Genomic DNA, 25,171 nt, shown 5'->3' with positions numbered 1-25,171 from the left:
CTCAATAAACTTGACACATACTTACTTTGATTTATTTGAATTTACCCATTTTACGTAAAGGTTCGTGCGAACTCCGTTATTTTATTGGTTTTTTCTTTTTAGTGAGATTTAGGTGCTACTTTTACGAAAATAAGACACACAAATAGCACGCACAGAATAATGTGCGTTTTTTAAAAATATTCAATGAACGCTTCACACAGCGAGCGCGAGTTGATGAGCCCTGGGTCGTTTTTCCACCCTTTTATAGGCTTGAATGCCCGTCGAATCAAATCGGAGAATCTCGGCCAGCCCTCGAATGAAACGGTACAGCTTCAAGCGGATCTTTTGGTCCGAGAACGTGGCTTTGGCACGATGGAGCACTTGTTTGACATAGCACGTTTCTTTTTCTAATAATAGGCTATGATGCCCGATCAAATAACTCACGAAACAATGGATCAAACGTAAGCTATTGAGGTTGAGCGTACGTACTTTCTCTAAGTGATATTCTTGTTTTTGGACCCGAAAATTTTCTTCAATCCGCCAACGCGTAATATAGGCTTTGACGATCGCTAAGACGTCTTCTTTGTTCTTAATGGGGTGATTGGTCAATAATTTCATGGGCTTTTGACCGTAGCCGTAGACGACCACCATATTTAAGGGAACTTTCGGTAAACAGGGAAGTTCTACGGGGGTATGAGAGACTTTCAACGCATATTTCTTGCCTTTAATGGTCGAAGAAAAAGCGATTTTCCCTTTTCTTCTTAACGCTAATTCGGGCACCTTGATCCGTTTATTCTGATACTTTAGGTAGCGCTTATCTTGGAGCCGAACGATAAAGGAAGCGTCTTGCTTATGCATAAATGTGAACATATCGTTACTATCGTACCCACGATCCATAACGAGCGTATAGGATTTTTCTTGAAATAAACGCTTCACCAGGTTTAATCCTTTATAGGTTTCCACATTGGTACTGTCAAAATATTCTTCCGCAGCCGAAAACAAGTGGGAATAAATCGGGATCGGATGTTTCGTCCTGGGGGAGGCAATGGCGATATTGGCTGATATATACCCTTTTTCTATGCCATCACGCGATCCATCATGAACACGAGCGAGCGCTTCAAATTGTTCGCCGAAAGGCTTCGTGATATCGGAGTTATCGACGATGACCAGCATATCTTCCTGCAAATGAGATTGAATGGATTGTAAATAATTCTGGTGAAGCCCCTGAAAATCGTCAAAATCTGCCCCGCGATTGGACAAACGTTTCACGGTATAAAGAAGGCGCGTATCCTCTTCTAAAGCGCGTGCGATATCAGATAGGAGCGGGGACCGGCTTTTGACTATGCCAAAAACCATATCAAATATAAATTTTTGATCCGGTTTAGCCAGTCCTTGGGCGAGTTTCTGAGAAAATTGAAAAAAATCTCGTTTTACTTGATAAATATCGGTCGGATTCATGGTATAATACACCTAGCCTTTCGTTGTTTATGGTTTGTTTTGGTGCAACTTAATAATACCATAGCGGAAGGCTTTTTGTGTCCACAGATTGGCCTTGTGGATAAAGAAAAACCGCACCGTTGCCCAGTTTTCCACTGGGGATAACGGTGCGGTTTTTCTTTTATTGGATAGGCCCTTCAGATTTTGGGTAAATTCAAATTCAGGAGATATTTTAATTAGCCTCACTTTCAGGTATAATAGGACAAGTTAGAATCATGAAGATTAGGAGGCGTTGTTTTGAATGACAAAAATCAATCAGAAGACAACCAAACTTCAAATAAAACTGAAAAAACAAACGAGAACCCGAAAAATATAAAAAATCGTAAAAAGCGTAGAAAAAACGAAGATCGGGTCGTACACAAAATTGTGTGGGGCGTTGTTTTAGCTTTCATTGTTGTCGGAGCTATCTTTGGTGTTGTGACTTATAATTATGTAAGATCCAGTATTAAGCCATTAAGCCCTAATAGTGAGGAATCTATTGCGGTGACTATCCCCAATGGTTCTTCAAACAAAATGATTGGTGAAATTTTGGAGCAAGAAGATGTTATTAATAGCGGAACGGTTTTTAATTATTATATGAAGTTTAATAATCAGGATGGATTCCAAGCTGGGGAGTATGTATTTTCGCCAAGTATGTCACTTAATGAGATTGCTTCAAGTTTGCAAAATGGGGAGAGTGCTGATACTCGAATTACCATTCCTGAAGGTTATGATGTAGAACAAGTTGCTTCAAGTATTTCTGAACAAACGGAATTTAGCCAAGATGAATTCCTTGATTTGATGGAAGATGAAGAATTTTTCAATGAATTAGAAGAAAACTACTCAGAGTTATTGGGAGATGCTGCTGAAGCTGAAGAAGTTCGTTATCGCTTGGAAGGTTACTTATTCCCAGCAACCTATGATTATCAATCAGATATGAGTTTGGAAGAGCTGGTCGAGCAAATGGTTGCCACGACGGATTCTGTTTTAGAAGGTCATTATGATGAAATTGAAGAGTCCGACTTGGATGTTCAAGAGATACTCACTGTAGCTTCCTTAGTAGAAAGAGAAGGAGAAACGGAAGAAGATCGTAAGCAAATTGCTCAAGTGTTCTTTAATCGTACAGAGGCGGAAATGCCGTTACAAACGGATATTTCGATATTGTATGCTTTAGGCGAGCATAAAGAAGTTGTTACTTATGAAGACCTTGAAGTTGACTCACCATATAATTTATACCAAAATGTAGGCTACGGTCCAGGACCTTTTGATAATCCAAGCGAAGATTCTATTGAAGCAGTCCTTAATCCGACAGATAATGATTATTACTACTTTGTAGCCGACACGTCAACTGGAAATGTTTACTATGCGGAAACCTATGAAGAACATAATGAATTGATCGACGAATATATGGATGAATAAAAAACGTTTTCAAAATCAATCCGGAATATGGTTTACAATTTAAGAAAATAATGGTAATCTTTTGTCGATTTAGAAAGATTACCATTATTTCTTTTATATAAATATATAACAAAAGGAAATAGTTAAAGGAGATTTTATTTATGGCAGAAGAAAAAGTTTATCCAATGACACCAGAGGGTAAAAAACAATTAGAAGAGGAATTAGAAGAATTAAAAACAGTCAAACGTGGTGAAATTATTGAGCGTATTAAAATAGCTCGGGGATTTGGGGATCTTTCCGAAAATTCGGAGTATGAAGCAGCTAAAGATGAACAAGCTTTTGTAGAAGGTCGTATTACAACGATCGAAAATATGCTGCGTTTTGCTGAAATTGTGGATAAAGATGAAGCTGACAAAGATGAAGTATCGATTGGTAAAACAGTGACGTTTAAAGAATTGCCAGATGAAGAAGAAGAGGAATATAAGATTGTAGGAAGTGCAGAATCTGATCCGTTTTCTGGCAAGATTTCTAACGACTCACCAATTGCTCAAGCTTTAATTGGGAAAAAAGAAAATGAAGAAGTGACGATTGAAACGCCTAACGGCAACATGCGAGTGAAAATTCTTAGTGTAAAAGATAGTTAAAGAAAAAACGGGGGTAAGCCATTTGGGTTTACCCTTATTTTTTTTCAGCCGTAAGACGGATGGGAATTAAAAGATTTTGTAGTAAAGTATAGAAAATGGGCTTTTACCGAGGGGGGAAAAATGTGAAAAAACCAGGACGATTTTTTTTCATCGTTGAAAGTTTGTTATTGTTAATCATTATTTGGCAAACGATGCAAAACCCACTTTTACTCTTACTAGTTGGCTCAGGTTCTTTCTTTATTTACTTTGCTTTACGTCGTAAAAGAAAGTTGAAAAATAGCAAATTTTATTTCTTTCTTGGCATTATCCTTATTTTATTTGGATTACTTAATAATCCAGCTGTTTGGATCATGCTAGTTTTTACGATTCTTTTCATTGGACTCAAAGGAATTGAAATCTCTGGTATTGATTTTTCTAACTATGCATTTTGGCGAAAAAAACAAATGCTTATGGTTCAAACGCAAGAAACTAAGAATCATGATGGTAAAAAGAAAAAACAACAGTGGCTGGGGAATGAACGCATAGGTAATGATGTTTACGAATGGGACGATATTAACATAAATGTTTTATCTGGAGATACAATTATTGATTTAGGGAATACAATTTTACCCAAAAAAGATAATGTCATCCTTGTTCGAAAAGGGATCGGTCGAACGCGTATATTGATTCCTACAGGTATTGGTGTACAATTAGAGCACACAACTTTAATGGGAGCTGTTTCATTTGAAGACTATGAAACGAAATTGAGAAATGAAACGCTTAAACTTTATAGTAAGGAATACAGTGAAGCTTCGCGTCGCTTAAAAGTTGTGACAAATACATTCGTTGGTGATATTGAGGTGTTTCGTGTATGATAAGTAGAAAATCACGAAAACTACTGGCAGTATGCAGTAGTCTACTTACTTTTTTTGTAATGTTGCTCATTTTATTTTTCTATATGTTAGGAGTAGAGCAAACACAGCGAGGGCTACAGGTTTTTCAAGTGACAGTAGCTTATGTCCCGATCATCGTTTATCTTATTGCAATAGCCTTAGTGTGTGGATTGATTACCTTTGTTGTTCTTACTTATTATCAAAAAAAAGAAATAGCTCCTATTGCTGAAAAAATGCGTTTGCTGGCTAGTGGAAACTTTGAAAATGTGTTTTTAAATCAGTCCAATTTTTATTCAAATGATCATAAAGAACTTGCCTCGATTCACCAAGATATCTTTACTACTAAAGAAAAAATGAAAGATATGTCTAGTCAGTTACAAACTTTAAATACACAACCGCAGTATATTGACGGGCAAACAAAAGAAGAGATATTAGAAAATGAACGTCATCGAATCGCAAGAGAATTACATGACTCTGTCTCTCAAGAACTATTTGCTGCGATGATGATGATGTCTGCTGTTACTGAACAAACCAAAAAAGCTGATTTACCAGAGGATCAACAAAAACAATTACAAATGATTTCTTCTATTATCAATACTTCACAGTCAGAAATGCGAGCGTTATTATTACATTTACGTCCAGTGACTTTAGAAGAAAAGAGTTTAAAAAAAGGGATCGAGCAATTACTACAAGAACTACAAACTAAAATTACACTTTCAATGACTTGGAATGTAGAAGATTTAAGTATTCCTCGTCACATTGAAGACCAATTATTTCGTGTTGTACAGGAACTGTTATCAAATACTTTACGTCATTCCAAAGCGAATGAATTGGAAGTTTATCTCCATTTAATTGACCAAAATATTTTATTAAGAGTTGTAGATGATGGCGTAGGTTTTAATCCAGAGCAAAAAGAACGGTCAGGAAGCTACGGTTTGCGTAATATACGTGAACGAATAGCAGCTATTGGCGGAACAGTGAAAGTCATTAGCTTTAAAGGACAAGGAGCAAGCATTGAAATAAAAATCCCTTTAATGAAGGAGGCCTTTGATAAATGATAAGTGTTTTATTAGTAGATGACCACGAAATGGTTCGACTGGGCGTATCTTCTTATTTGTTGGTACAAGATGATATTAAAGTTGTAGGCGAAGCTTCTGATGGGAAAGAAGGTTATGAAAAAGCGATTCAATTACAGCCTGATGTAATCTTGATGGACTTAGTCATGGACGAAATGGACGGCATTGAAGCTACTCAATTAATTTTAGAAAAATGGCCTACAGCTAAAATTCTAATTGTTACCAGTTTTATTGATGATGAAAAAGTTTATCCTGCAATGGAAGCAGGGGCGGCAGGATATTTACTAAAAACCTCTAGTGCTGCTGAGATTGCTGATGCGATTCGAGCGACACAACGGGGAGAACAAGTACTTGAATCGGAAGTATCAGACAAAATGAAACAAAAAAGAACTTATGAAACGACTCAGTTACATGAAGAGTTGACAATTCGTGAAAAAGAGGTTTTAATGTTGGTGGCTGAAGGTAAAAGCAATCAAGAGATTGCAGAAGAACTGTTTATTACCTTAAAAACAGTAAAAACTCATGTATCAAATATATTAGCAAAATTAGAGGTAGAAGACCGTACACAAGCAGCGATTTATGCTTTTAAGCATAATTTAATTAAATAAAGGAGACCATTATGAAACAAAATTATGCTATTATTGGTTTAGGGCGTTTTGGTGGAAGCATCTGCCAAACTTTGGTTGACTCGGGACAAGAAGTTTTAGCTATTGATAATAACGAAGAACGTGCGAATGAATACATGAATGTTGCCACTCATGTCGTTGTCGGTAACGCACAAGACGAAATGACTTTGCGCTCCTTAGGGGTCCGAAATTTCGATCAAGTCATTGTGGCCATTGGTGAAGACATTCAGGCAAGTATTTTAGTGACTTTAATGGTTAAAGAAATGGGTGTCCCTAGTATTTTAGCTAAGGCCCAGAACGAGTATCATGCCCGTGTTTTAGAAAAAATTGGGGCTGACCGAGTTGTTCATCCTGAGCGAGATATGGGAGCTCGAATTGCTCATCAAATGGTTTCTAGTAACATTTTGGATTATATTGAATTGTCAGAAGAATTTTCTTTGGCTGAAATTCGAGTAAAAAACAAGAAGTTTTTCAATAAAAATTTGTTGGAAATGGATTTTCGCCAACGTTTTGGTTTAACTGTAGTAGCTATTCGTCGTCACAACGGCGAAGTTGTTGCTTCTCCAGCAGCTGAGGAAATTGTACATGAAAATGATCATTTGTTGGTTATAGGAAATACAGACGAAGTGGACTTACTAGATGAAAAATTAAATGAGTAGAAAGAAGTGAACAATATGGAATTAACGATTAAACCAGAGGCACTTGACTGGTTTAAAAGAGAAATTACTTTAGAGCCTGGTATGGGGATCCGTTTTTTTGGAAAAGCTTATGGAAGTACTCAAGTACATGATGGATTTTCTATTGGGATGTCGGTAGATTCTCCTGAAAAACCAATGGTTGAAAAAGATTTTGACGGTATTCTTTTTTTTACAGAAGAGGAAGATGATTGGTTCTTTAAAGGTTATAATTTAACTGTAGATTATGACGAAACATTAGATGAACCTAAATATAATTTTTCCGAGCGTTAATTGTTTAATAACGGTTTATCAAAATATAAAACTTCGTTCTTGGGAGGCTTTCGTATGTTATCTATCGTGGTACCATGTTTTAATGAACAAGAAGCTCTGCCTTACTTTGTAAAAGAAATGGAAGAAATCGGAAGTTCTATTTCTCATTCTATTGAATATATCTTTGTTAACGATGGTTCAAAAGATAACACTTTGGAAAGTTTACGTGAATTGCATCAAAAGATACCTAACCGTGTTCGTTATATCTCTTTTTCCAGAAATTTTGGTAAGGAATCGGCTTTATATGCGGGATTGCAAGCTGCTAGTGGTGACTTAATCACTTTGATGGATGCAGATTTGCAAGACCCGCCAGATTTGTTACCGCAAATGATTGAACGTATTGAGACTTCTGATGTTGATTGCGTAGGAACAAGACGTCAGGATCGAAGAGGTGAACCAGCTATTCGAAGTTTTTTTGCTCGTTTATTTTATAAATTAGTGAATAAATTTGGCGATACGGAAATGGTTGATGGCGCTCGAGATTTTCGTTTGATGACACGTCCAATGGTAGATTCTATTCTTTCTATGACAGAGTATAATCGGTTTTCTAAGGGAATATTTAGCTGGGTAGGTTTCAATACTGAGTATATATCTTATGAAAATCGTGAACGGGTTGCCGGAAATTCTTCTTGGTCTTTTTGGAGTTTATTTAAATATTCTATCGGTGGAATTGTCAACTTTTCAGACGCTCCATTGACGCTGGCGGCTTTTATAGGCAGTATCTCATGTATTGCGGCGATCATTGCACTCATTTTTATTGTGATCCGTGCTTTACTCTTTGGAGATCCAACTTCTGGGTGGCCTTCCTTGGTTTCGATTGTATTATTTATGGGAGGTCTACAGCTGCTTTTTTTAGGGATTATTGGAAAGTATATTGGAAAAATATTTTTAGAAACTAAGAAAAGACCTATTTATATTATAAAAGAAACTGAAAAAGATCTAAAAAAAGAAAGATGATCTCTTGAGACCATCTTTCTTTTTTTAATACCCAGAAGCTAATGAAACTTCGTTTTCGGTAAGTTCTCCTTCTTTAGCAAATGTAGTGAAATTCTCAAAGAAAACAGCCATAAATTTCTTTTGGAAGTGAGGGGTGAAACCAGAAATATGAGGTGTAATTAAGATATTTTCTAATCCCCATAGCGGGTGGTCAGCAGGTAGTGGTTCTTGCTCAAAAACATCGATGGCAGCAAAAGCAATTGCGTTATTCTGTAATGCTTGGTATAAGTCTTGTGTATCAACGCTTGGTCCTCTTCCTACATTGATAAAAGTAGCACTTTCTTTCATGTTTTGGAAAAATTCTTTATTATACAGATGATAAGTATCGTCTGTTAAAGGTAATATATTAATCACAACATCAGCTATACTTGCTTGCTCTTCTAATTGATCCAATGAAAAAGTTTTCCTAAAGCTATCGATTGTTCTTCCATTTGTATTAATTCCTATAGGGTGATTGTCAAAGAAATTTAAATAACTTGCTAATTGCTGACCAATTTTGCCTGTTCCTATGATTAAGATACGTAAATCCTGAAGCATATAATAATTATCAGCCATTTGCCAATTTGCCTGTTGTTGATTTTTTATAGCAGTAAAAAGACCACGATTTTGCATAAATAAAATGGCCAACAGATGATCTGCAATTGCTTGAGCATGTACACCACTAGAGTTTGTAAGCTTTATGCCATATTGTTTAAATTGGTCCAAAGGCAGGTAATCAACTCCTGCTGAAATCGATTGTACCCATTTTAGCGGCGTTTTTTCATATAAAAGCTTTTCATTCCAACTTTTTTTCCAACCTATAGTGATTTCGACTTTTTCCCAATCCTCCTTTTGGTTAAGATTGTTTTCGAATACTAACTGATAATTATTATCAGTTTTATGGACTTTTTTGAGAAATTCATCGCGAAATGAACGATCTGATAAAATATACTTTGTCATATTATCCACTCCTTATTTTGAGTATACAATATTTTAAAGAAAAAGACATTTCCAAAAATTTGGAAATGTCTTTGTTTACTCAATTTTTTTGGCATCTTTGATAGCTTGGGTAAAGATAAAGAATGAAAGAATAGCAATAAAGGTAGTACTATCAAATCCTAAAATAAAACTGTTAATAATTGCTCCCATAATAACAGGTAAAGTTGCACTTGCAATCATAATTTTCAGGTTATCGAAAAACCGGTTTTTCACACGACGAATACGACTGTAAAGATTTCCGATAATGGTAACGATAAGAAAAGTAACGATTAAGTTGATAAAGGATGGATAGGTCGCTATCAGTAAGACGACTAAAGGTGTCCACCATGGCAGATCACTTTGACTCAATTCATTTCGAAGTGCTTCACCAGACAAGTTTTGTAAGCGGTCCTCAGTGTAAGAAAATTCAAACTGGTTGTCGCCAAGTACGGCTTCTGTAGCTTCATTCGATTGGACGCTTAAGACGGCCTCACCTTGAAGCAGACCTACACTTAAAAAGTTGCCCACCATATCGTTGGAGATATCTTCAGAAGTACGTTGCCCGTCTGGATCAAAAGTAAAGATAATGGAATCTGTCTGATAAATAAATCCTTCTTGCTCATCCGTTTGTATGTTGCCGTCTTCGATTGTAAAGTCAGGGATTTGCTCAGCAATTTGTTCTCCATCAGATTGGATTTCAGAAAAAGCGTTACGAACTTGGAGAGTAATTGGAATTGCGGCAATAAGACTTAATAGCAACAAATATAGGACAATTTTACCAAAACCGATATTTTTAGCATATTTTAATCGATTAAAATGCAAAATAGAATTTTTTGCTAGTTGAAGCAAAGACATAATTTAACCTTCTTCGTTTTATTTTTATTCATACCTAATATTTTATCTAACTAAAAGTGAGAAAACAAGAATATTTATAAACTTAATATTAAAACCAGCTGATTAGGGGTCATTGTTCGCATAAATCTAGTATATAATGTGGTAGATGCTTATTTTAAATTCTATGATTCATGATATAATATATTGTGTTATGAGGTGGAAAATTGAAACAGTTAATAAAAAAAATAAGAGAAGATGAAAAGCTCCAAGAAGTTATAAGTTATTTATTTTTTGGTGGAATGACTACTGTGGTAAATTTCATTGTTTTTTTTCTAGCTAGGAGTCTATTCGGTTGGAGTCTTGTTGTATCCAATACACTTTCGTGGATATTCTCAGTATTATTTGCTTTTGCCACAAACAAAAAATGGGTGTTTAAGTCAAAAACGAGGAGTGTCAGACATTTTTTTGAAGAACTAAGTAAGTTTTTCTTTTATCGAATTGTTTCTTTCGGTATTGATATGGGATGTATGTTGCTTTTTATTAACAGTTTTCATATGGACGACTTTTGGGCCAAACTTATCACGCAGATCATCATTGTAATTGCTAATTATGTGTTTAGCAAATTCTTGATTTTTACTAAAAAAACTACTGATTTTTAGAAGAAATAATTCATGCAATTTTGACTGGCATTGTCAAGTACATTTCAGCAAATTTTTATTGCTAGTTGGTTTTTTTTAAATAAAAAGCATTTGCTTTGAATAAAATCGCTTTCTTTGTTAATCTTAATTCGTAATAAATATATATTTTGGAGGAATGGAAAATGGCTTATGTTTTACCCGATTTACCTTATGCATATGATGCTTTAGAACCTTATATTGATGAAGCAACGATGCATTTGCATCATGACAAGCATCATAATACCTATGTGACGAATTTGAACGCTGCAATTGAGAAACACTCTGAACTAGGGGAAAAATCAGTTGAAGATTTGGTTGCAGAATTGGACAAGGTTCCAGAAGATATCTATACAGCTGTTCGAAACAATGGTGGAGGTCATGCAAATCACGCGTTCTTTTGGAAAATTTTATCACCAAATGGTGGTGGAGAACCAACAGGAGCATTAAAAGAAGCAATTGATGAAACATTTGGTAGCTATGAGTCTTTCAAGGATGAATTTAAAACAGCTGCCACAGGTCGTTTTGGTTCTGGCTGGGCTTGGTTAGTTTTAGATAACGGTCAGTTAAAGATTACTTCTACTCCTAATCAAGACTCTCCATTAACTGATGGTCAAACACCTATTATTGGTTTAGATGTATGGGAACATGCTTACTATTTAAAATATAAAAATGTACGACCTGATTATATTGCCGCTTTTTGGCATATCGTCAATTGGGAACAAGCAAATAAAAATTACGAAGCAGCAAAGTAATTTTAGATACTTTAAATCAATAACCAAATTACCTCTCGCTAAAAGCGGGGGGTTTTATAACATTATAAGAGTGCACAGAGGAGTTTGTTGCTTTGGAAACACAAAAGATAACGACAAGAGAACAATTAGATCATTTTTATCCCGTTTTAGAAGACATTTGGCGCGAAGTATTTACCCCTGTCATTGGGAGTAGCCAAGCGGAATATATGTTAACTAACTATCAAAGTAAAGAAATAATCATGCAAGAAATTGACTCTGGTGTTAATTATTATGCTTTATTGTTAGAGGGAAAATATGTTGGCTATATTGCTTATGAAGTAAGATCAGAGTATTTATACTTAAGCAAAATTTATATTGCTGCCGATTATCGTAATCAAGGATTGATGCGGGAGATTTTTGCTTGGTTTGATGAGCTGGCAGAAAATTATCAACTAAAGCAACATCTACGAGTAAACCAAGGAAACACACAAGCCATTAGGGTTTATCAGCATCTTGGATTTCACTTGATCGAAGAAAAAATAACTGATATCGGCTCAGGCTATCAAATGGTAGACTATGTTTTTGAAAAAGGGTAAACAATCAAGCGATTTTTAATATTCTTTGGATGAGTTTGCTATTTTTGCTAAATTTTGGTATCTTCAATATATTAAAATAAGGTGAGGTTATAACATGAAAAGAGTTATTACATACGGTACGTTTGACTTATTGCATTATGGGCATATTAATTTATTAAGACGTGCTAAAGAGCAAGGAGATTATCTCATTGTTGCTTTATCGACAGATGAGTTTAATTGGAGAGAAAAACAAAAGAAATGTTATTTTGACTATGAAAAGCGAAAACAACTGCTTGAAGCGATTCGTTATGTGGACTTAGTCATCCCAGAAGAAGGCTGGGGACAAAAAGTGACGGACGTTAAAGAGTATCACATTGATACTTTTGTTATGGGGGATGATTGGGTAGGCGAATTTGATTTTATCGAAGAGCAAACACCTGCTACTGTTCTTTACTTACCACGAACCCCCGAAGTTTCTACGACGCAAATCAAAAGTGATTTAAAATTAAACTAAACAAAAAGCCGAGTTTGCTCGGCTTTTTTAACGTACGCATTTAAAAAAATGCTAAGTTCCCTCTCAGTTTTTTTTATGGTATTCTTTTTATGAAAAAGATATGCTATGATGTAAATGTTTTTGATATGTAAAGAGTTAGTAAGAATGGATGGATAATGTGAAAAACGATAACGTGAAAGTACGAGCTACTTTAGTTACTAAAGAATATGATCTTTATAAGAAAAAATCAGATAAGATAAAGTCGCTTTTTAAGTTTTCTCGTAATAATATTCCTAGCTTTTGGGCCTTAAAAGGGGTAAGTTTTGAAGTCAAAGATGGGGAATCGATTGGACTCATTGGAATTAACGGTTCTGGAAAGTCGACGTTATCTAATATTATTAGTGGTATTATCCCGCCTACTTCAGGAACGATGGAAATCAATGGAGAACCTACGATTATTTCCATTGGGGCTGGGTTAAAAAAACAATTGACGGGCCTTGAAAATATTCGTTTGAAAGCATTAATGTCTGGTATGACCAATAAACAAATTGATGAACGAATTGATGATATTATTGCTTTTGCTGATTTAGGGGACTTTATCAATCAACCGGTCAAAAACTATTCTAGTGGGATGCGCTCGCGCTTAGGTTTTTCCATTGCGGTCCATAATGATCCGGATATTTTGATCATTGACGAGGCTTTGTCTGTTGGCGATGATACATTTTATCAAAAATGTGTTGATAAAATTTTGGAATTCAAAGAACAAGGCAAAACGATTTTTTTTGTGAGTCATGCTTTAAAACAAGTGGAAAAATTATGTGATAAGACCATTTGGATGCACTATGGCGGTGTAAGAGAATTTGGACCAACAACTGAGATTATGGCGCATTATAAAGAATTTATTCGTTGGTTTAAAAAATTGTCGAAGAAAGAACAAAAAAAATATCAAATACAACAAAAAGAAGAGCAAAAGAATTTTACATTAGAAAGTTTAAAAGAACTTGCGCCAGAAGATGAGGAACTACAGAAACAAAACCTAAGTGAAAAACAGTTGTCAAAACAATTAGTACGTACACCTCTTGGTGATAAAATGACGATTCCAACGAGGTTACTTTTATTTGTAACGTTATTAGCAACGATTTTTTGTATGTTAGTGTCTTTTAGCGAAAGGTCATTAACTTATGCTATTGGAAATCCGACTGAAATAATTATGCGTGTTTTTCAATAAACACCGTTGTAGAAAAGGAAGAGTTTTGTGAAAGAGATTATTACGGTTGTAAAAGAACAATTTGAGCATATCGGCATGATCTTTCGGATGTCACGATATGAAGATAAAGCGGATTATCAGAGTCATTATTTAGGTCTTGCCTGGCAAATCTTAAGTCCAGCGATCCAAATTGGTATTTACTATTTGGTTTTTGGCGTTGGTCTCAGACAGAGTCGAGAAGTTGGAGATGTTCCTTTTATTGTGTGGCTTTTAATTGGGATTACCGTTTGGTTTTATATGAGTTCTTCCATTTTAGGAGCTTCAAACAGTATTTATAAACAAATAAGCTTAGTATCTAAAATGAAGTTTCCTGTAAGTGTGTTACCAACAACAAATATTGTTGGTAATTTAAGCTCATATTTCCCAATGGTCGCTATTGTTATTATCACGGTTTTATTTTTTGGTATTAGCCCAAGTCTTTATTGGCTTCAGTATATTTATTATTTTATTTGTATGATTTCATTTTTATTTGCCTTTGGTTTATTAAATGCCACAATTACGATATTGATTCGGGATTACCACATCTTTTTACAATCCATCATACGACTTTTATTTTATATATCTGGTACTATTGTGAATATTGAAAATAGTGGTTTGCCAGATTTAGCTGTGAAAATTTTAAGATTAAATCCGATTTACTATATTATTGATGGTTTTCGAGATACGTTTTTGAGTCGCGAATGGTTTTTTGAAAAAGCAACCTATTCTTTGATATTTTGGGGCATTATATTGATTTTATTAATATTAGGTAGCCATTTGCATATGAAATTCCGCTCGAAATTTGTCGATTATATTTAATAAGTCCCTATCAAGACAAAGACCTCTTTTTGGATTTATTAAAATTTAATAATGAAAAAAATGTAAGATTGTAAACTTTGAGAAACTATGTCAAGATTTAGTTAAAATGTTTATAGAAATAATGGGGTGTAGGATGCGATTATATCAGAAAATTATCGTGGGTATATTAATGGCATTCGCTTTAGTCGTTGCTGGGGGAACTGTTTATGGCATGCGGGCTTTAGACGATGCAAACAGCGCGATAAATCATATTAATGAAGAAGTTAATCGAAGATCAAGTAGAAGAGATCAAGAAGTTAGTATTGCAGATCGTGATCCTTTTTCGATTTTATTATTAGGTGTTGACTCAGGTGGTTTGGGTCGTGAGGAAGACGATGAAGACCCTGCACGTACGGACAGTATGATGGTTGTTACAGTTAATCCTAAAGAGGAAGAATCAACGATTGTTAGTTTAGAACGAGATATCATGGCCGATATGCTCGATGATGGACAAACATTTGATAAACTAAGTCACGCTTATGCTTATGGTGACAAAGAATTGTCCATGGATGTGGTGGAACAATTGCTAGATATTCCGATCGATCATTATGCGACAATCAATTTACAAGGAATGACGGACTTAATCGATGCTGTCGGTGGCATTGAAGTGAACAACGAAATTGAATTTACTTTAGAAGGTGTTCATGTACCTGAAGGTGAAGTGGAATTAGATGGCGAAAAAGGGCTTGCTTATGCTCGTATGAGAAAAGATGATCCTGAAGGAAATATCGGACGTCAAAGAAGACAGCGTGAAGTTGTCACAAAGATTGTCGATAAACTTGTTAGTATGGACAGCATAAGTAATTATAGAAACATACTAAATGCTGTGGAAGAAAATTCTAAGACGGATTTTTCTTGGAACGATATGTTAGATATTGCTAGCAATTATTACCCAGCTTTTGAAAATGTTACTCAAGAGCAACTACAAGGTCAAAACCAAATGGTTAATGGTCTTTCTTATCAAATTTTAGGTATGAATGAATTATTGGATATTCAAAATCAACTTAAACGTCAGTTGGAATTGCCAACTAATGACGAACTAGAAATCGAGCCGCAAAATGAAATGTCACATAATGGTTTTATTGGCAATCAGTTTTATGATGATACAGGTGAACAAGAAGAGGAAGTTCCTGAGGAAGGTAGCGATAGCCAAGAACAAGAGCCTCAGGTTCCGCCAGAAAATCAAGAAGAGCAAGTACCACAAGTTCCTCCACAACAACCAGATGATAATGTCCCCGCGGTTCCAAATGAGCAACCAGGATATGAAGACCCTGGAGTAGGAAACGGAATGGCAGAAGGAAATTATTGGTAAGGTGTAGGAAAATAAGAAATAATATCCGAACTATATTTGATGAGAAGAGCTAATTGTCGTAAATTACGAGCTGGCTTGCAACTGATCATTTTCTTATAGTTCGGATATTTTTGCATCTAGAAAGAGAAAGTTATCCACATAGTAAAAAGTTAAAAAAATGTTCCACGAAAATTCATAAATAGAAATAGTGGTAACTGTTGAAATATATTCCTTTAAAAAAAGTTGTTTAATAATTCGTGAAACAAATTTAAATTTTGCTATTATTTTTTGTATTTTATATAAATCTTTTTGTAAATTCTTGTTTTTGCTTTTTTAATTGAAAATTTTTGTTAGAATAGTATAAGTAGTTCGATATGGAAGGAATGTCATCATGGCCAAGAAAAATAATGATTTCAATCATTCTCCCAAAAGTGGGGAAAAACATAATAACTCCTATGGAAGATCTCATGTTCCTTTTCGATTAGGCGTGCTATTCATTGTTATCTTTGTCCTATTTGTTGCCTTGATTGTTCAATTGGGGAATTTACAAATAGTTAACAGTGATAATATGGAATCAAGAATAAGGGCCTCTTCACAACGAATCATTGAAGAAAGCACTCCTCGAGGAATGATATATGATTCCCAAGGTGAGCCGTTAGTGGAAAATCGTTCTGAGGCAGCTATTACGTTTACTAGAGGCTTAGATATGGAAGGCGCAGATTTATTAGATATTGCTGAGAGGTTAGATGATTTAATTGACGTTGAGGTAGATGATGATTTAACCGAACGTGATTTAAAGGACTTTTGGTTAGCGGATGAGGATCATCTTGATGCTGCGCGTGATCGCTTATCCCAGGAAGAATCTAACTTATCAGATTCTGAAGAATATTCTGCACTAGTAGATGAAGTTCAAGATGATGAAATTGATTTTAACAATGATCAAATGCGATTAGCTACGATCTTTAAACGACTCAATGGTACACAAGAGCTAAGCACTGATTTTATTAAAAATTCTGATGTTTCTGATGAAGAGCTTGCTCGTGTTTCTGAACGCACTACAGAATTGCCAGGTGTCTCTACTAGTATGGATTGGACAAGGAACATGGTCACTGATGATAGCCCTCTACAAAGTGTGATAGGTCGAGTGTCAACACAAGAGCAAGGGTTACCTGCCGAACAAGCAGAAGAATATCTTGATCAAGGATATTCTCGTAACGATCGTGTAGGTACAAGTTACTTGGAACAACAATATGAAAGTGTATTGCAAGGAACCAAAACAGAAAATGAGGTTTCCGTCGATCGTAATGGACAGATTGTTAATCAAACAACACTATCTGAAGGCGAAAAAGGAGATAATTTGAAGCTTTCGATTGATTCAGAGTTTCAACAAAAAGTTGATCAAATTGTAAGAGAAAATTATCAAGATTTAATCAATGATGGGATGGCTAACTATTCTCCTGGGATTTATGCTGTGGCTATGAATCCAAAAACTGGGGATATCCTCTCGCTAAGTGGCTATTATCATGAAACAGGATCCTCTGAAATTGAAGAAGATGCCATTGGTACTTATATAAAAAGTTTTACACCAGGTTCGGTTGTAAAGGCAGGGACATTAACTGCTGGATGGGGGTCTGGAGCCATTCAGGGAAACGAAGTATTGTATGATCAGCCAATTCGTCTAGCTGGATCGAATAATAAAGCATCTATTTTCAATAGAAATGGAAATAACAATCAAAACGTATCGGCACAGAGAGCTTTAGAATATTCTTCCAACTCTTATATGATCCAAGTTGCTTTGAAGATGCTTGGCATCAATTATAATGGTGACACAATCTCTATTCCTGGCGTTCAAAACCAACAAGGGGTTTATGATCAACTACGTGATGCCATGGCGCAATACGGCATGGGCGTTGAAACAGGAATAGACTTACCTGGAGAGGTCACAGGGATCCGCACGCCAGTTGAGGACCTGAGTGATGCTAGAGGACAAGCCGGAAAGGTCTTGGACTTAGCTTTTGGCCAGTTCGATACTTATACACCACTTCAATTAGCGCAATATGTTTCAACGGTTGCTAATGATGGTCAAAGAGTTCGTCCTCACTTAGTTGAAGGTATTTATGGAAATGATGAAGGTGGCGGCTTAGGTGAAGAAAAAGAAACAATAGAGACAGAGGTTCTAAATGAAGTAGATATTTCCGAAGAAAATATGGATATCATTCATAGAGGGTTCCATGATGTCGCACATGGGGATGACGCTTGGACGACTGCTAGAGGTTTAGATGATGCTGAAATGGATTTAGCAGCTAAAACTGGGACTGCGGAAATGGTGGTCGTTGAAGATGGAGATGAAATTAATGTGGATAATTTAAATATGGTAAGCTATGGGCCTTATGATGATCCAGAAATTGCTTTTGCTGTCGTTATTCCACAAGTGCGGCGTAGTGATAGTCGTGGAACTCCCAACCAAGATATTACAAGAGAAGTTATGGATGCTTACTACGATTTGTATCAAGATGATGAATAAGATGAGAAGTGGAGAACAGTTCATGTTCTCCGCTTTTTTCGTTTGTCTAAGAAAAATTTTTCATTTCTGAAACTTTACTTTAGACATTTATTTTATGATACAATAAAACAGATCGGGGGAAGATATCGTGAAAGAATTAAAAGTTAACGATCTTTCAAGAACGTATGGTGAAAAAGTACTTTTTGATCAAATTTCATTTATTATTCATGAACATGATCGAGTTGGTTTGATTGGTGTAAACGGGACTGGTAAAACAAGTTTGTTAACAGTATTAGCAGGGATACAATCAGGAGATGGCGATAAACAGCATATTTTTTATCCTAGCGATTACCGTATCGGCTATTTACCACAAGAGACAACTTTAAATCCTGAACAAAGCGTATTGGAAGCTGTTTTTCAAGGGGAAAATAAGCAAGTACGTGTCGTCAAACAATATGAACAAGCATTACTGGATTTAGAAAATGATAGTCAATCAACGAAAGTACAAAATAAATTTGCTGCAGCTCAAGAAGCAATGAATGAAAATGACGCTTGGAACACAGATACCAATGCAAAAATTATTTTACAAAAATTAGGAATTTCTACTTTAGACAAAAAAATAGGGAGCTTATCTGGTGGACAACAAAAGCGCGTAGGGCTAGCGCAAGTATTGATAGATGAGCCAGATTTACTTTTGCTGGATGAGCCTACCAACCACTTAGATTATGATGCTATTGAATGGTTAGAAGAATATTTAAATCACTATAGAGGTTCTTTATTGATGGTAACGCATGATCGTTATTTTTTGGATCATGTAACGAATCGGATTTTTGAATTATCTTTTGGGAAACTTTATGAATATCAAGGCAATTATGAAACCTATGTAACAGAAAAAGCTGAACGACAAAGAATTGAAGCCGAACAAGAAGAAAAACGGAAACAATTGTATAAACAAGAGCTTGCTTGGATGCGTACTGGACCAAAAGCACGAGGAACAAAACAACAAGCCCGAATTGATCGTTTTGAAAATTTAAAAGAAAATCTAAATCAAGTTCATACAGATGAACAAGTCGAATTAGACTTTGCGACAAAACGCTTAGGCAAGAAAGTATTGGAAATTAAAGATGGTTTTTATCAAATAAATCAACAAACAATTTTAAATCATTTTAACTTGTTGGTTCAATCTAGAGAACGATTAGGTATTACAGGGGAAAATGGCGCCGGGAAATCTACGCTTTTAAATATTTTAGCTGGTCGCCTCCCGCTTGACTCTGGGGAGTTGATTGTTGGTGAAACTGTTCGGATTGCTTATTATACTCAACAAAATGAAGCAATGGATGATAATAAGCGAGTCATTAGCTATTTGCAAGAAACAGCTGAAGAAGTTACACAAAGTGATGGTTCAATTACGAGCGTTACGGAAATGCTGGAACAATTTTTATTTCCTCGCTTTATGCATGGAACGAAAATAGATAAATTATCTGGTGGTGAAAGACGCCGTCTGTATTTGCTAAAATTATTAATTGGTCAACCAAACGTTTTGTTGTTGGATGAACCGACTAATGATTTAGATATTGATACTCTAACGATTTTAGAAGATTACTTACAAACATTTCCAGGAGCTGTCATTACTGTTTCGCACGATCGTTATTTCTTAGATAAAGTAACAGAAAAATTATTAATTTTTAACGGCCACGGCGCTATTGATTCCTATATGGGTAGGATTGAAGACTATAGAAAAGAAAAATCTGCTATAACGACATCTCCTAAGCCCAGAGCAGTAGAGCCAAAGAAAACAAAAGAAAAAACGCAAAAAAAGGAAAAATTAACCTATGCAGAACACAAAGAGTGGCAATCGATTGAAGATGAGATTGATGCATTGGAAAGAAAAATCGCTGAATTAAAAGAAGAAATGAATCAACAAAGTGATGATTATACGAAGTTGCAGGAATTACAACAAGAAGTGGATCAAAAAGAAGAAGAATTGACAAATAAAATGGATCGTTGGGAATATCTAAGCCAGTATGTATAAATGAGTAGGAGGAGAGATCAATGGAGCAAGCTTACCTAGATTTAGGGCGCAAAATCTTGGAGACAGGTAACCAAAAATCAGATCGTACAGGTGTAGGAACCAAAAGTATCTTTGGATATCAAATACGTTTTGACTTAAATGAGGGGTTTCCATTATTGACTACTAAACGGGTTCCTTTTGGGTTAATCAAAAGTGAACTACTATGGTTCTTACGTGGAGACACTAATATTCGTTTTTTACTTGAACATAATAATCATATTTGGGACGAATGGGCATTTGCCAATTATGTTCAAAGTAAGGACTATGATGGACCTGATATGACTGACTTTGGACGTCGTGCTTTGGTAGAAGAAGAATTTAAACAAGCTTATAAAAAGGAACATAATAAATTTTGTGAAAAGATTTTAAATGATCAAGAATTTGCTGAAAAATATGGCGATCTAGGCAAAGTTTATGGCTATCAGTGGCGACATTGGGAAACAACAACGGGCAGTTTTATTGATCAAATTAAAAATGTGATTGACTTGATCCAAACAAATCCTGATTCCCGTCGCATGATCGTTACGGCTTGGAATCCTGAAGATGTGCCGAGCATGGCTTTACCACCGTGTCATGCGTTATTTCAGTTTTATGTGAATGATAATAAATTAAGTTGCCAATTATATCAACGCAGTGGTGATGTCTTTTTAGGTGTGCCTTTTAATATTGCTAGTTACGCGTTATTAACTCACTTAATCGCTCATGAAACTGGCTTACAAGTGGGTGAGTTTGTTCATACATTAGGAGACGCGCACTTATATAATAATCATTTTGCGCAAATGAAAGAACAGCTATCTCGCAAAATAGGTGATCGTCCTACATTAAAGCTCAATCAAACAAAACATTCCGTGTTTGACTTTGATATGGAAGACATTCAAGTGGAAGGTTATAATCCACATCCAAGTATCAAGGCACCCATTGCAGTTTAAGTTTAATAGGAGGGAACTTTATGTTAGCAGCTATTTGGGCCCAAGATAGAAATGGGTTAATTGGAAAAGATAATAAACTTCCTTGGTATCTTCCTGAGGATTTAAAGTTTTTTAAAGATAGTACTGTTGGAAATACATTAGTGATGGGAAGGAAAACTTTTGAAGGGATGGGCTCTCGTCCTTTACCTAACCGCGAAACCATTATTTTGACAAAAGACCCATCTTATACAGCAGAAAATGTTAAAATTTTACACTCGACAGAGGAAGTTGTTGAACTAGCTAACCAGCAATCTACTCCCGTCTTTGTCGGTGGTGGGACAGAGATCTTTCGAGCACTTCTTCCGCATTTTGATTATTTGTATCGAACGTTTATTGATGAATCTTTTACTGGGGATACGTATATGCCAAAAGTAGATTGGTCACAATGGCAATTGATAGAAGAAACAGAAGGTGTTGTAGATGAAAGAAACCACTATAAACATCAATTTGAGATTTATGAAAGAAAGTAGACTATAATGAGTAAGGGGAACCCCAATTTTTTTAAATTGGGGTTTCTTGCTTTAGAATTGGTAAATTTAGGGCAAGTTTGGCAAAGTAACTCTAGAATTGATAAAAACTAGGGCTACTTTGCTGAAGTAACTCTAGTTTTGCCATTATCGGATTAAAGTTTACTACACTAAAGTAATATATAAACATAATAGAAAAGCGATTCCTGATAATGGTGTCATAGTATATTTTTCTTTTTTACTTTGAGATATAGCGTTTGCCAATGTCATTAAACTCAGAGCAATTGTAATTATCCACATGAGTATACTTGTCGGCAAAAAGTCTAAACCATTAAATATTTTAGCATGTTTTAAAACAACTATCGCCATGAACAAGAGGATTAAAGAACTAATAGCACTTATAGTACGTAATTTTTTAGGCAAAACTTTATAATACCCACCTAATGTAAATTCACCAAGAGGGAACCCGAGCGTCAATAATTCTTGAAAAATTGCGAGAAAAACAAAGATAATAGCAACTATGATTGAAGATATAGGAACCAAATTGTTTTCCATTATGTAACCTCTTTCTATAAGGTGTTAATTTAAAATGTGAAACATAATGAACGAACTTTAATATATTTCACGCGCCACTAACTAGTGCCATAAACTACTTTAAACACTTCACAGAGGCAGGGAATGTTAGTGGTAAATTCCTTTTCTGTTTGTGCATACTCTTTTTGAAAGAATTCTTCATGTACTTTACGCCAATACTTAAGACTGCGATCTCCTTCACCTTCGTGATACGCGTGTTCTGCTGAAACAAGATGAAAAGGGATGACCTCTACAACTTCAGTTTTGGTAATACAAACAGGTTGTTGGTTACCGTCTAAAATAATATTGTATTCTCCAACTTTAGGCTTTTCCTCGTTTTCATCATATAGATCAAAAGCAGAAGTTGTTGCGGTTTTATCGCCCTTGACTACGAGTTCTGCTAATTCATCAGCCATTTGATTACTGCTACCAAAGGACCATGCCGAATATTGTGTTGCATGGATGTTTTTCTTTTCGATAAAATTTTCCCAGTAATTTTGAATCTTATCCTGATTTTTCATAAATATCTCCTTAGATTGTTTGATAAAAAAAGCCTTCAATATTAGAACGCAAACCAATATTGAAGACTACTCCGTTTTAAGTAAAAAATAAAACTGAAAAATACATACAAGCGGCGCCTAACATCACAAATAGGTGCCATACGACATGCATAAAACGTACATTTTTCAAACTATAAAAAATAGCACCGATAGTATAAGCGATTCCTCCTCCTGCTAAAAGCAGAGCTCCCCAAATTCCTAATGAATCAATTAGGGGGCGAAAAGCAATCACACATCCCCAACCCATTAAAACGTAAATAAATGTAGAAAGTTTAGAAACAGTAGCTTTTTTATGTAGCGTACATGATTTATAAACAATTCCACTGATGGCTAATAACCAGATAATACTAAATAATATCCAACCAAAAACGCCACCAATACTTAATAAACAAAAGGGGGTGTAACTACCCGCAATTAGTAAAAATATGGAAGCATGGTCAAAAACTTGAAAGACTTTTTTTGCTTTAGTAAATATCAAACTATGAAATAAAGTAGAAATTAAAAAAAGCAAAATTAACATGGAACCATAGATGCTATAAGATACAATATGAATGGAAGAGCCTAGACTTGTACCATTTAAAAGTAAAACGATAAGACCTATAATGCTTAGACCAAAACCAATTCCATGAGTCGTCGCGTTAAAAACTTCATTTGTTATTAGATATTTGTGCGTAAATTTACTATTTTCCACTAGCTTCCCCCCATTCTAGAAACAGTTGTTCGTTTGCTCTTAATTTGACTATACACGTAACCCTTTTTATATTCAAGGAAATTTCTTAAACATTGCGAGGTTTAAGGAAATTTTATTTCTGTATAAAGATAACGAATATTTTGAAAATTAATCGTATAATGCGCTTTCTCCGTTTGACGCAAGAAAAAATTCATTGTAAACTAAGTCCAATTTCAATTACTTAGGGGGGTTTTTCATGAATATTAATGACGAAGTACGTCCAGGAGGAAATCGTTATGTAAGTGGAACGGATGTACTAAAAGATTTACCAGATTATCTAGAACAATTTCATCAAGTGGCTGTGGTTACTGGAGAAACTTCCTATCAAGTATTTAATGATTTTTATCAAAAGGAACTAGATTTTCCCACCTACCGCTATGATGGAAGCGCAAGTTATGAAGATGCTCAAGTGATCGCTGAACAAATTGGCAAGAGTGATGTCATTGTTGGCATTGGCGGCGGACGTGTTATGGATACAGCAAAATTGACTGCTGAGAATTTAAACTGTGATGTGATTTTAATTCCTACACTGATTTCAAACTGTGCGCCGTTTACACCAATTACAGCTGTTTATTACCCTAATCGCACCTTTCGTTGCATGGGCTTTCAAAAACGAGCGCCTTATTTGACTTTGGTTGACTGGAATTTTCTACTAGCTACGCCAGTAGATTACTTTGTGGCAGGCGTTGGTGATACACTTGCGAAGTGGTATGAAATTACAGGGATTACAGATACATTAGCAGAAGACCAAAAATCTGCCTATACACGTTTAGGGGTAGCTTGCGCAAAAGAAATCGCAACGATCTTATTATCAGACTCTCAAGATGCTATTTATTCATTACAACAACAGGAAATTTCTCCGGCTTTTACACGAGTGACGGATACGATCATTGCTCTTGCTGGCGAAACTGGAGGATTTGCAGTAAGTTACGGGCGTTCTGCCGGAGCTCATGCTGTACATGATGGCCTTTCTTACTTAGAAAATACACATGAGGCGTTACACGGAAAAAAGGTTGCTTATGGGATTTTGGTACAGTTAGCTTATACCAATGATTTTGATAAGATAACAGAAGTTTACCCTTTCTATGAAAGGATCGGTTTGCCAACAAAACTGGCTCAAATGAATGTGACAGATATATCAAAAGAGAGCTTAGCTCCTGTCATCAAACAAGCTGCAGCTGAGGATGATACCTTTCGTATGATTGATCCAGAAGTGACAGAAGAACAAGTATTTGCTGCGATTCAAGCTGTTGAAGCTTTATAATAACAATTCTAAGTGTAAAATTTATTGAGGTTTCCTCTAGACGAATAAAAAAGAAACCGTTACTCTATTCATTGGGCTGACAGGCACTAATGAATAAAGGCGGTTTCTTATGGATTCTATTGTAACAGATTTAGTGGAAGTAATGAAGAAGGAAAGAAATTTTTTAGCAAGAGAAAGAGCCATGATGATTTTTTTTGCGCAACTGATAGCGACAATCACCCAACTAGCTTTTCAAACGCTCGATGAAGAAATTTGTGCCCAATGGAAGAAAGAAGGCTTTCGCGTCGACCGCAAAAGCG

At 35.5% G+C, this 25,171-nt stretch carries 26 protein-coding genes and 1 pseudogene; 21 read left to right on the top strand and 6 right to left on the bottom strand.

Annotated elements, in window-relative coordinates; all coding sequences use genetic code 11:
* Window positions 1-192: 192 nt before the first annotated feature.
* Complete coding sequence (locus tag G577_RS0105810; protein WP_028790398.1) at window positions 193-1,437, bottom strand: transposase; 1,245 nt, start codon at window positions 1,435-1,437, stop codon at window positions 193-195.
* A gap of 276 nt (window positions 1,438-1,713) precedes the next feature.
* Between G577_RS0105810 and mltG the strand changes: the two genes are divergently transcribed.
* The 8 genes from mltG to G577_RS0105770 all read left to right on the top strand — a co-directional run bounded on the left by mltG (window position 1,714) and on the right by G577_RS0105770 (window position 8,035).
* A complete protein-coding gene (gene mltG / locus G577_RS0105805; protein WP_028790397.1) occupies window positions 1,714-2,874 on the top strand; it encodes an endolytic transglycosylase MltG in 1,161 nt (386 codons plus the stop codon).
* A 140-nt stretch (window positions 2,875-3,014) separates the two neighbouring features.
* Window positions 3,015-3,497, top strand: coding sequence for a transcription elongation factor GreA (gene greA, locus G577_RS0105800; protein WP_028790396.1), 483 nt, complete (start codon window positions 3,015-3,017; stop codon window positions 3,495-3,497).
* A 122-nt stretch (window positions 3,498-3,619) separates the two neighbouring features.
* Complete coding sequence (gene liaF / locus G577_RS0105795; protein WP_028790395.1) at window positions 3,620-4,351, top strand: cell wall-active antibiotics response protein LiaF; 732 nt, start codon at window positions 3,620-3,622, stop codon at window positions 4,349-4,351.
* Window positions 4,348-5,427, top strand: a complete 1,080-nt coding sequence (locus G577_RS0105790) for a sensor histidine kinase (RefSeq protein ID WP_028790394.1) — start codon at window positions 4,348-4,350, stop codon at window positions 5,425-5,427. The genes liaF and G577_RS0105790 overlap by 4 nt, the downstream gene beginning before the upstream one ends.
* Window positions 5,424-6,053, top strand: coding sequence for a response regulator transcription factor (locus tag G577_RS0105785; RefSeq protein ID WP_028790393.1), 630 nt, complete (start codon window positions 5,424-5,426; stop codon window positions 6,051-6,053). Before G577_RS0105790 ends, G577_RS0105785 begins: the two co-directional genes overlap by 4 nt.
* An 11-nt stretch (window positions 6,054-6,064) precedes the next feature.
* On the top strand, window positions 6,065-6,730 hold the full coding sequence (locus G577_RS0105780) for a potassium channel family protein (protein ID WP_028790392.1): 666 nt from the start codon (window positions 6,065-6,067) through the stop codon (window positions 6,728-6,730).
* 15 nt (window positions 6,731-6,745) lie between these two features.
* Complete coding sequence (locus tag G577_RS0105775; RefSeq protein ID WP_028790391.1) at window positions 6,746-7,039, top strand: HesB/YadR/YfhF family protein; 294 nt, start codon at window positions 6,746-6,748, stop codon at window positions 7,037-7,039.
* Between the two features lie 54 nt (window positions 7,040-7,093).
* A complete protein-coding gene (locus G577_RS0105770) occupies window positions 7,094-8,035 on the top strand; it encodes a glycosyltransferase family 2 protein (protein WP_028790390.1) in 942 nt (313 codons plus the stop codon).
* A gap of 24 nt (window positions 8,036-8,059) precedes the next feature.
* On the opposite strand, the gene G577_RS0105765 is transcribed toward G577_RS0105770, so the two are convergent.
* Both G577_RS0105765 and G577_RS0105760 read right to left on the bottom strand, forming a co-directional pair.
* The gene (locus G577_RS0105765; RefSeq protein ID WP_028790389.1) at window positions 8,060-9,013 is read right to left on the bottom strand and encodes a phosphoglycerate dehydrogenase; all 954 of its coding nucleotides are present in this window, start codon (window positions 9,011-9,013) and stop codon (window positions 8,060-8,062) included.
* A 75-nt stretch (window positions 9,014-9,088) separates the two neighbouring features.
* Window positions 9,089-9,886 carry a DUF1189 domain-containing protein gene (locus tag G577_RS0105760; RefSeq protein WP_028790388.1) on the bottom strand — a complete coding sequence of 266 codons (798 nt, stop codon included), beginning with the start codon at window positions 9,884-9,886 and terminating at the stop codon, window positions 9,089-9,091.
* 203 nt (window positions 9,887-10,089) lie between these two features.
* Here G577_RS0105760 and G577_RS0105755 point away from each other — a divergent pair, with 203 nt between their 5' ends.
* The 11 genes from G577_RS0105755 to G577_RS0105705 all read left to right on the top strand — a co-directional run bounded on the left by G577_RS0105755 (window position 10,090) and on the right by G577_RS0105705 (window position 21,748).
* Complete coding sequence (locus G577_RS0105755; RefSeq protein ID WP_028790387.1) at window positions 10,090-10,524, top strand: GtrA family protein; 435 nt, start codon at window positions 10,090-10,092, stop codon at window positions 10,522-10,524.
* A 161-nt stretch (window positions 10,525-10,685) separates the two neighbouring features.
* A complete protein-coding gene (locus G577_RS0105750) occupies window positions 10,686-11,294 on the top strand; it encodes a superoxide dismutase (protein ID WP_028790386.1) in 609 nt (202 codons plus the stop codon).
* 92 nt (window positions 11,295-11,386) lie between these two features.
* Entirely contained in the window at window positions 11,387-11,869 is a 483-nt protein-coding gene (locus G577_RS0105745; RefSeq protein WP_028790385.1) for a GNAT family N-acetyltransferase, read from the top strand.
* Between the two features lie 94 nt (window positions 11,870-11,963).
* Entirely contained in the window at window positions 11,964-12,362 is a 399-nt protein-coding gene (gene tagD, locus G577_RS0105740) for a glycerol-3-phosphate cytidylyltransferase (protein ID WP_028790384.1), read from the top strand.
* 148 nt (window positions 12,363-12,510) lie between these two features.
* Complete coding sequence (locus G577_RS0105735; protein ID WP_028790383.1) at window positions 12,511-13,569, top strand: ABC transporter ATP-binding protein; 1,059 nt, start codon at window positions 12,511-12,513, stop codon at window positions 13,567-13,569.
* A 27-nt stretch (window positions 13,570-13,596) separates the two neighbouring features.
* Window positions 13,597-14,406 carry an ABC transporter permease gene (locus G577_RS0105730; protein WP_028790382.1) on the top strand — a complete coding sequence of 270 codons (810 nt, stop codon included), beginning with the start codon at window positions 13,597-13,599 and terminating at the stop codon, window positions 14,404-14,406.
* A gap of 133 nt (window positions 14,407-14,539) precedes the next feature.
* A complete protein-coding gene (locus G577_RS0105725; RefSeq protein ID WP_028790381.1) occupies window positions 14,540-15,757 on the top strand; it encodes an LCP family glycopolymer transferase in 1,218 nt (405 codons plus the stop codon).
* A 370-nt stretch (window positions 15,758-16,127) separates the two neighbouring features.
* Entirely contained in the window at window positions 16,128-18,260 is a 2,133-nt protein-coding gene (locus G577_RS0105720; RefSeq protein ID WP_028790380.1) for a peptidoglycan D,D-transpeptidase FtsI family protein, read from the top strand.
* A gap of 127 nt (window positions 18,261-18,387) precedes the next feature.
* Window positions 18,388-20,271, top strand: a complete 1,884-nt coding sequence (locus tag G577_RS0105715) for an ABC-F family ATP-binding cassette domain-containing protein (RefSeq protein ID WP_038027640.1) — start codon at window positions 18,388-18,390, stop codon at window positions 20,269-20,271.
* A gap of 20 nt (window positions 20,272-20,291) precedes the next feature.
* Window positions 20,292-21,239, top strand: coding sequence for a thymidylate synthase (locus tag G577_RS0105710; protein ID WP_028790378.1), 948 nt, complete (start codon window positions 20,292-20,294; stop codon window positions 21,237-21,239).
* 20 nt (window positions 21,240-21,259) lie between these two features.
* On the top strand, window positions 21,260-21,748 hold the full coding sequence (locus tag G577_RS0105705) for a dihydrofolate reductase (RefSeq protein ID WP_028790377.1): 489 nt from the start codon (window positions 21,260-21,262) through the stop codon (window positions 21,746-21,748).
* A 162-nt stretch (window positions 21,749-21,910) separates the two neighbouring features.
* On the opposite strand, the gene G577_RS0105700 is transcribed toward G577_RS0105705, so the two are convergent.
* From G577_RS0105700 to trhA, 3 genes are all read right to left on the bottom strand, one after another.
* The gene (locus G577_RS0105700; protein WP_051176661.1) at window positions 21,911-22,300 is read right to left on the bottom strand and encodes a hypothetical protein; all 390 of its coding nucleotides are present in this window, start codon (window positions 22,298-22,300) and stop codon (window positions 21,911-21,913) included.
* 77 nt (window positions 22,301-22,377) lie between these two features.
* Complete coding sequence (locus G577_RS0105695; protein WP_028790375.1) at window positions 22,378-22,839, bottom strand: ASCH domain-containing protein; 462 nt, start codon at window positions 22,837-22,839, stop codon at window positions 22,378-22,380.
* Between the two features lie 76 nt (window positions 22,840-22,915).
* Entirely contained in the window at window positions 22,916-23,569 is a 654-nt protein-coding gene (trhA, locus tag G577_RS0105690) for a PAQR family membrane homeostasis protein TrhA (protein WP_028790374.1), read from the bottom strand.
* Window positions 23,570-23,804: 235 nt separating this feature from the next.
* Between trhA and G577_RS0105685 the strand changes: the two genes are divergently transcribed.
* Both G577_RS0105685 and G577_RS0105680 read left to right on the top strand, forming a co-directional pair.
* On the top strand, window positions 23,805-24,872 hold the full coding sequence (locus G577_RS0105685; protein ID WP_028790373.1) for an iron-containing alcohol dehydrogenase family protein: 1,068 nt from the start codon (window positions 23,805-23,807) through the stop codon (window positions 24,870-24,872).
* A 109-nt stretch (window positions 24,873-24,981) separates the two neighbouring features.
* Window positions 24,982-25,171 (top strand): annotated as a pseudogene (locus G577_RS0105680) (ISLre2-like element ISTeha1 family transposase); the annotation flags it as partial.

This window comes from Tetragenococcus muriaticus DSM 15685 (assembly GCF_000423785.1).
GTDB lineage: Bacteria > Bacillota > Bacilli > Lactobacillales > Enterococcaceae > Tetragenococcus > Tetragenococcus muriaticus.
This window is presented reverse-complemented; position numbering and strand designations above follow the sequence as displayed.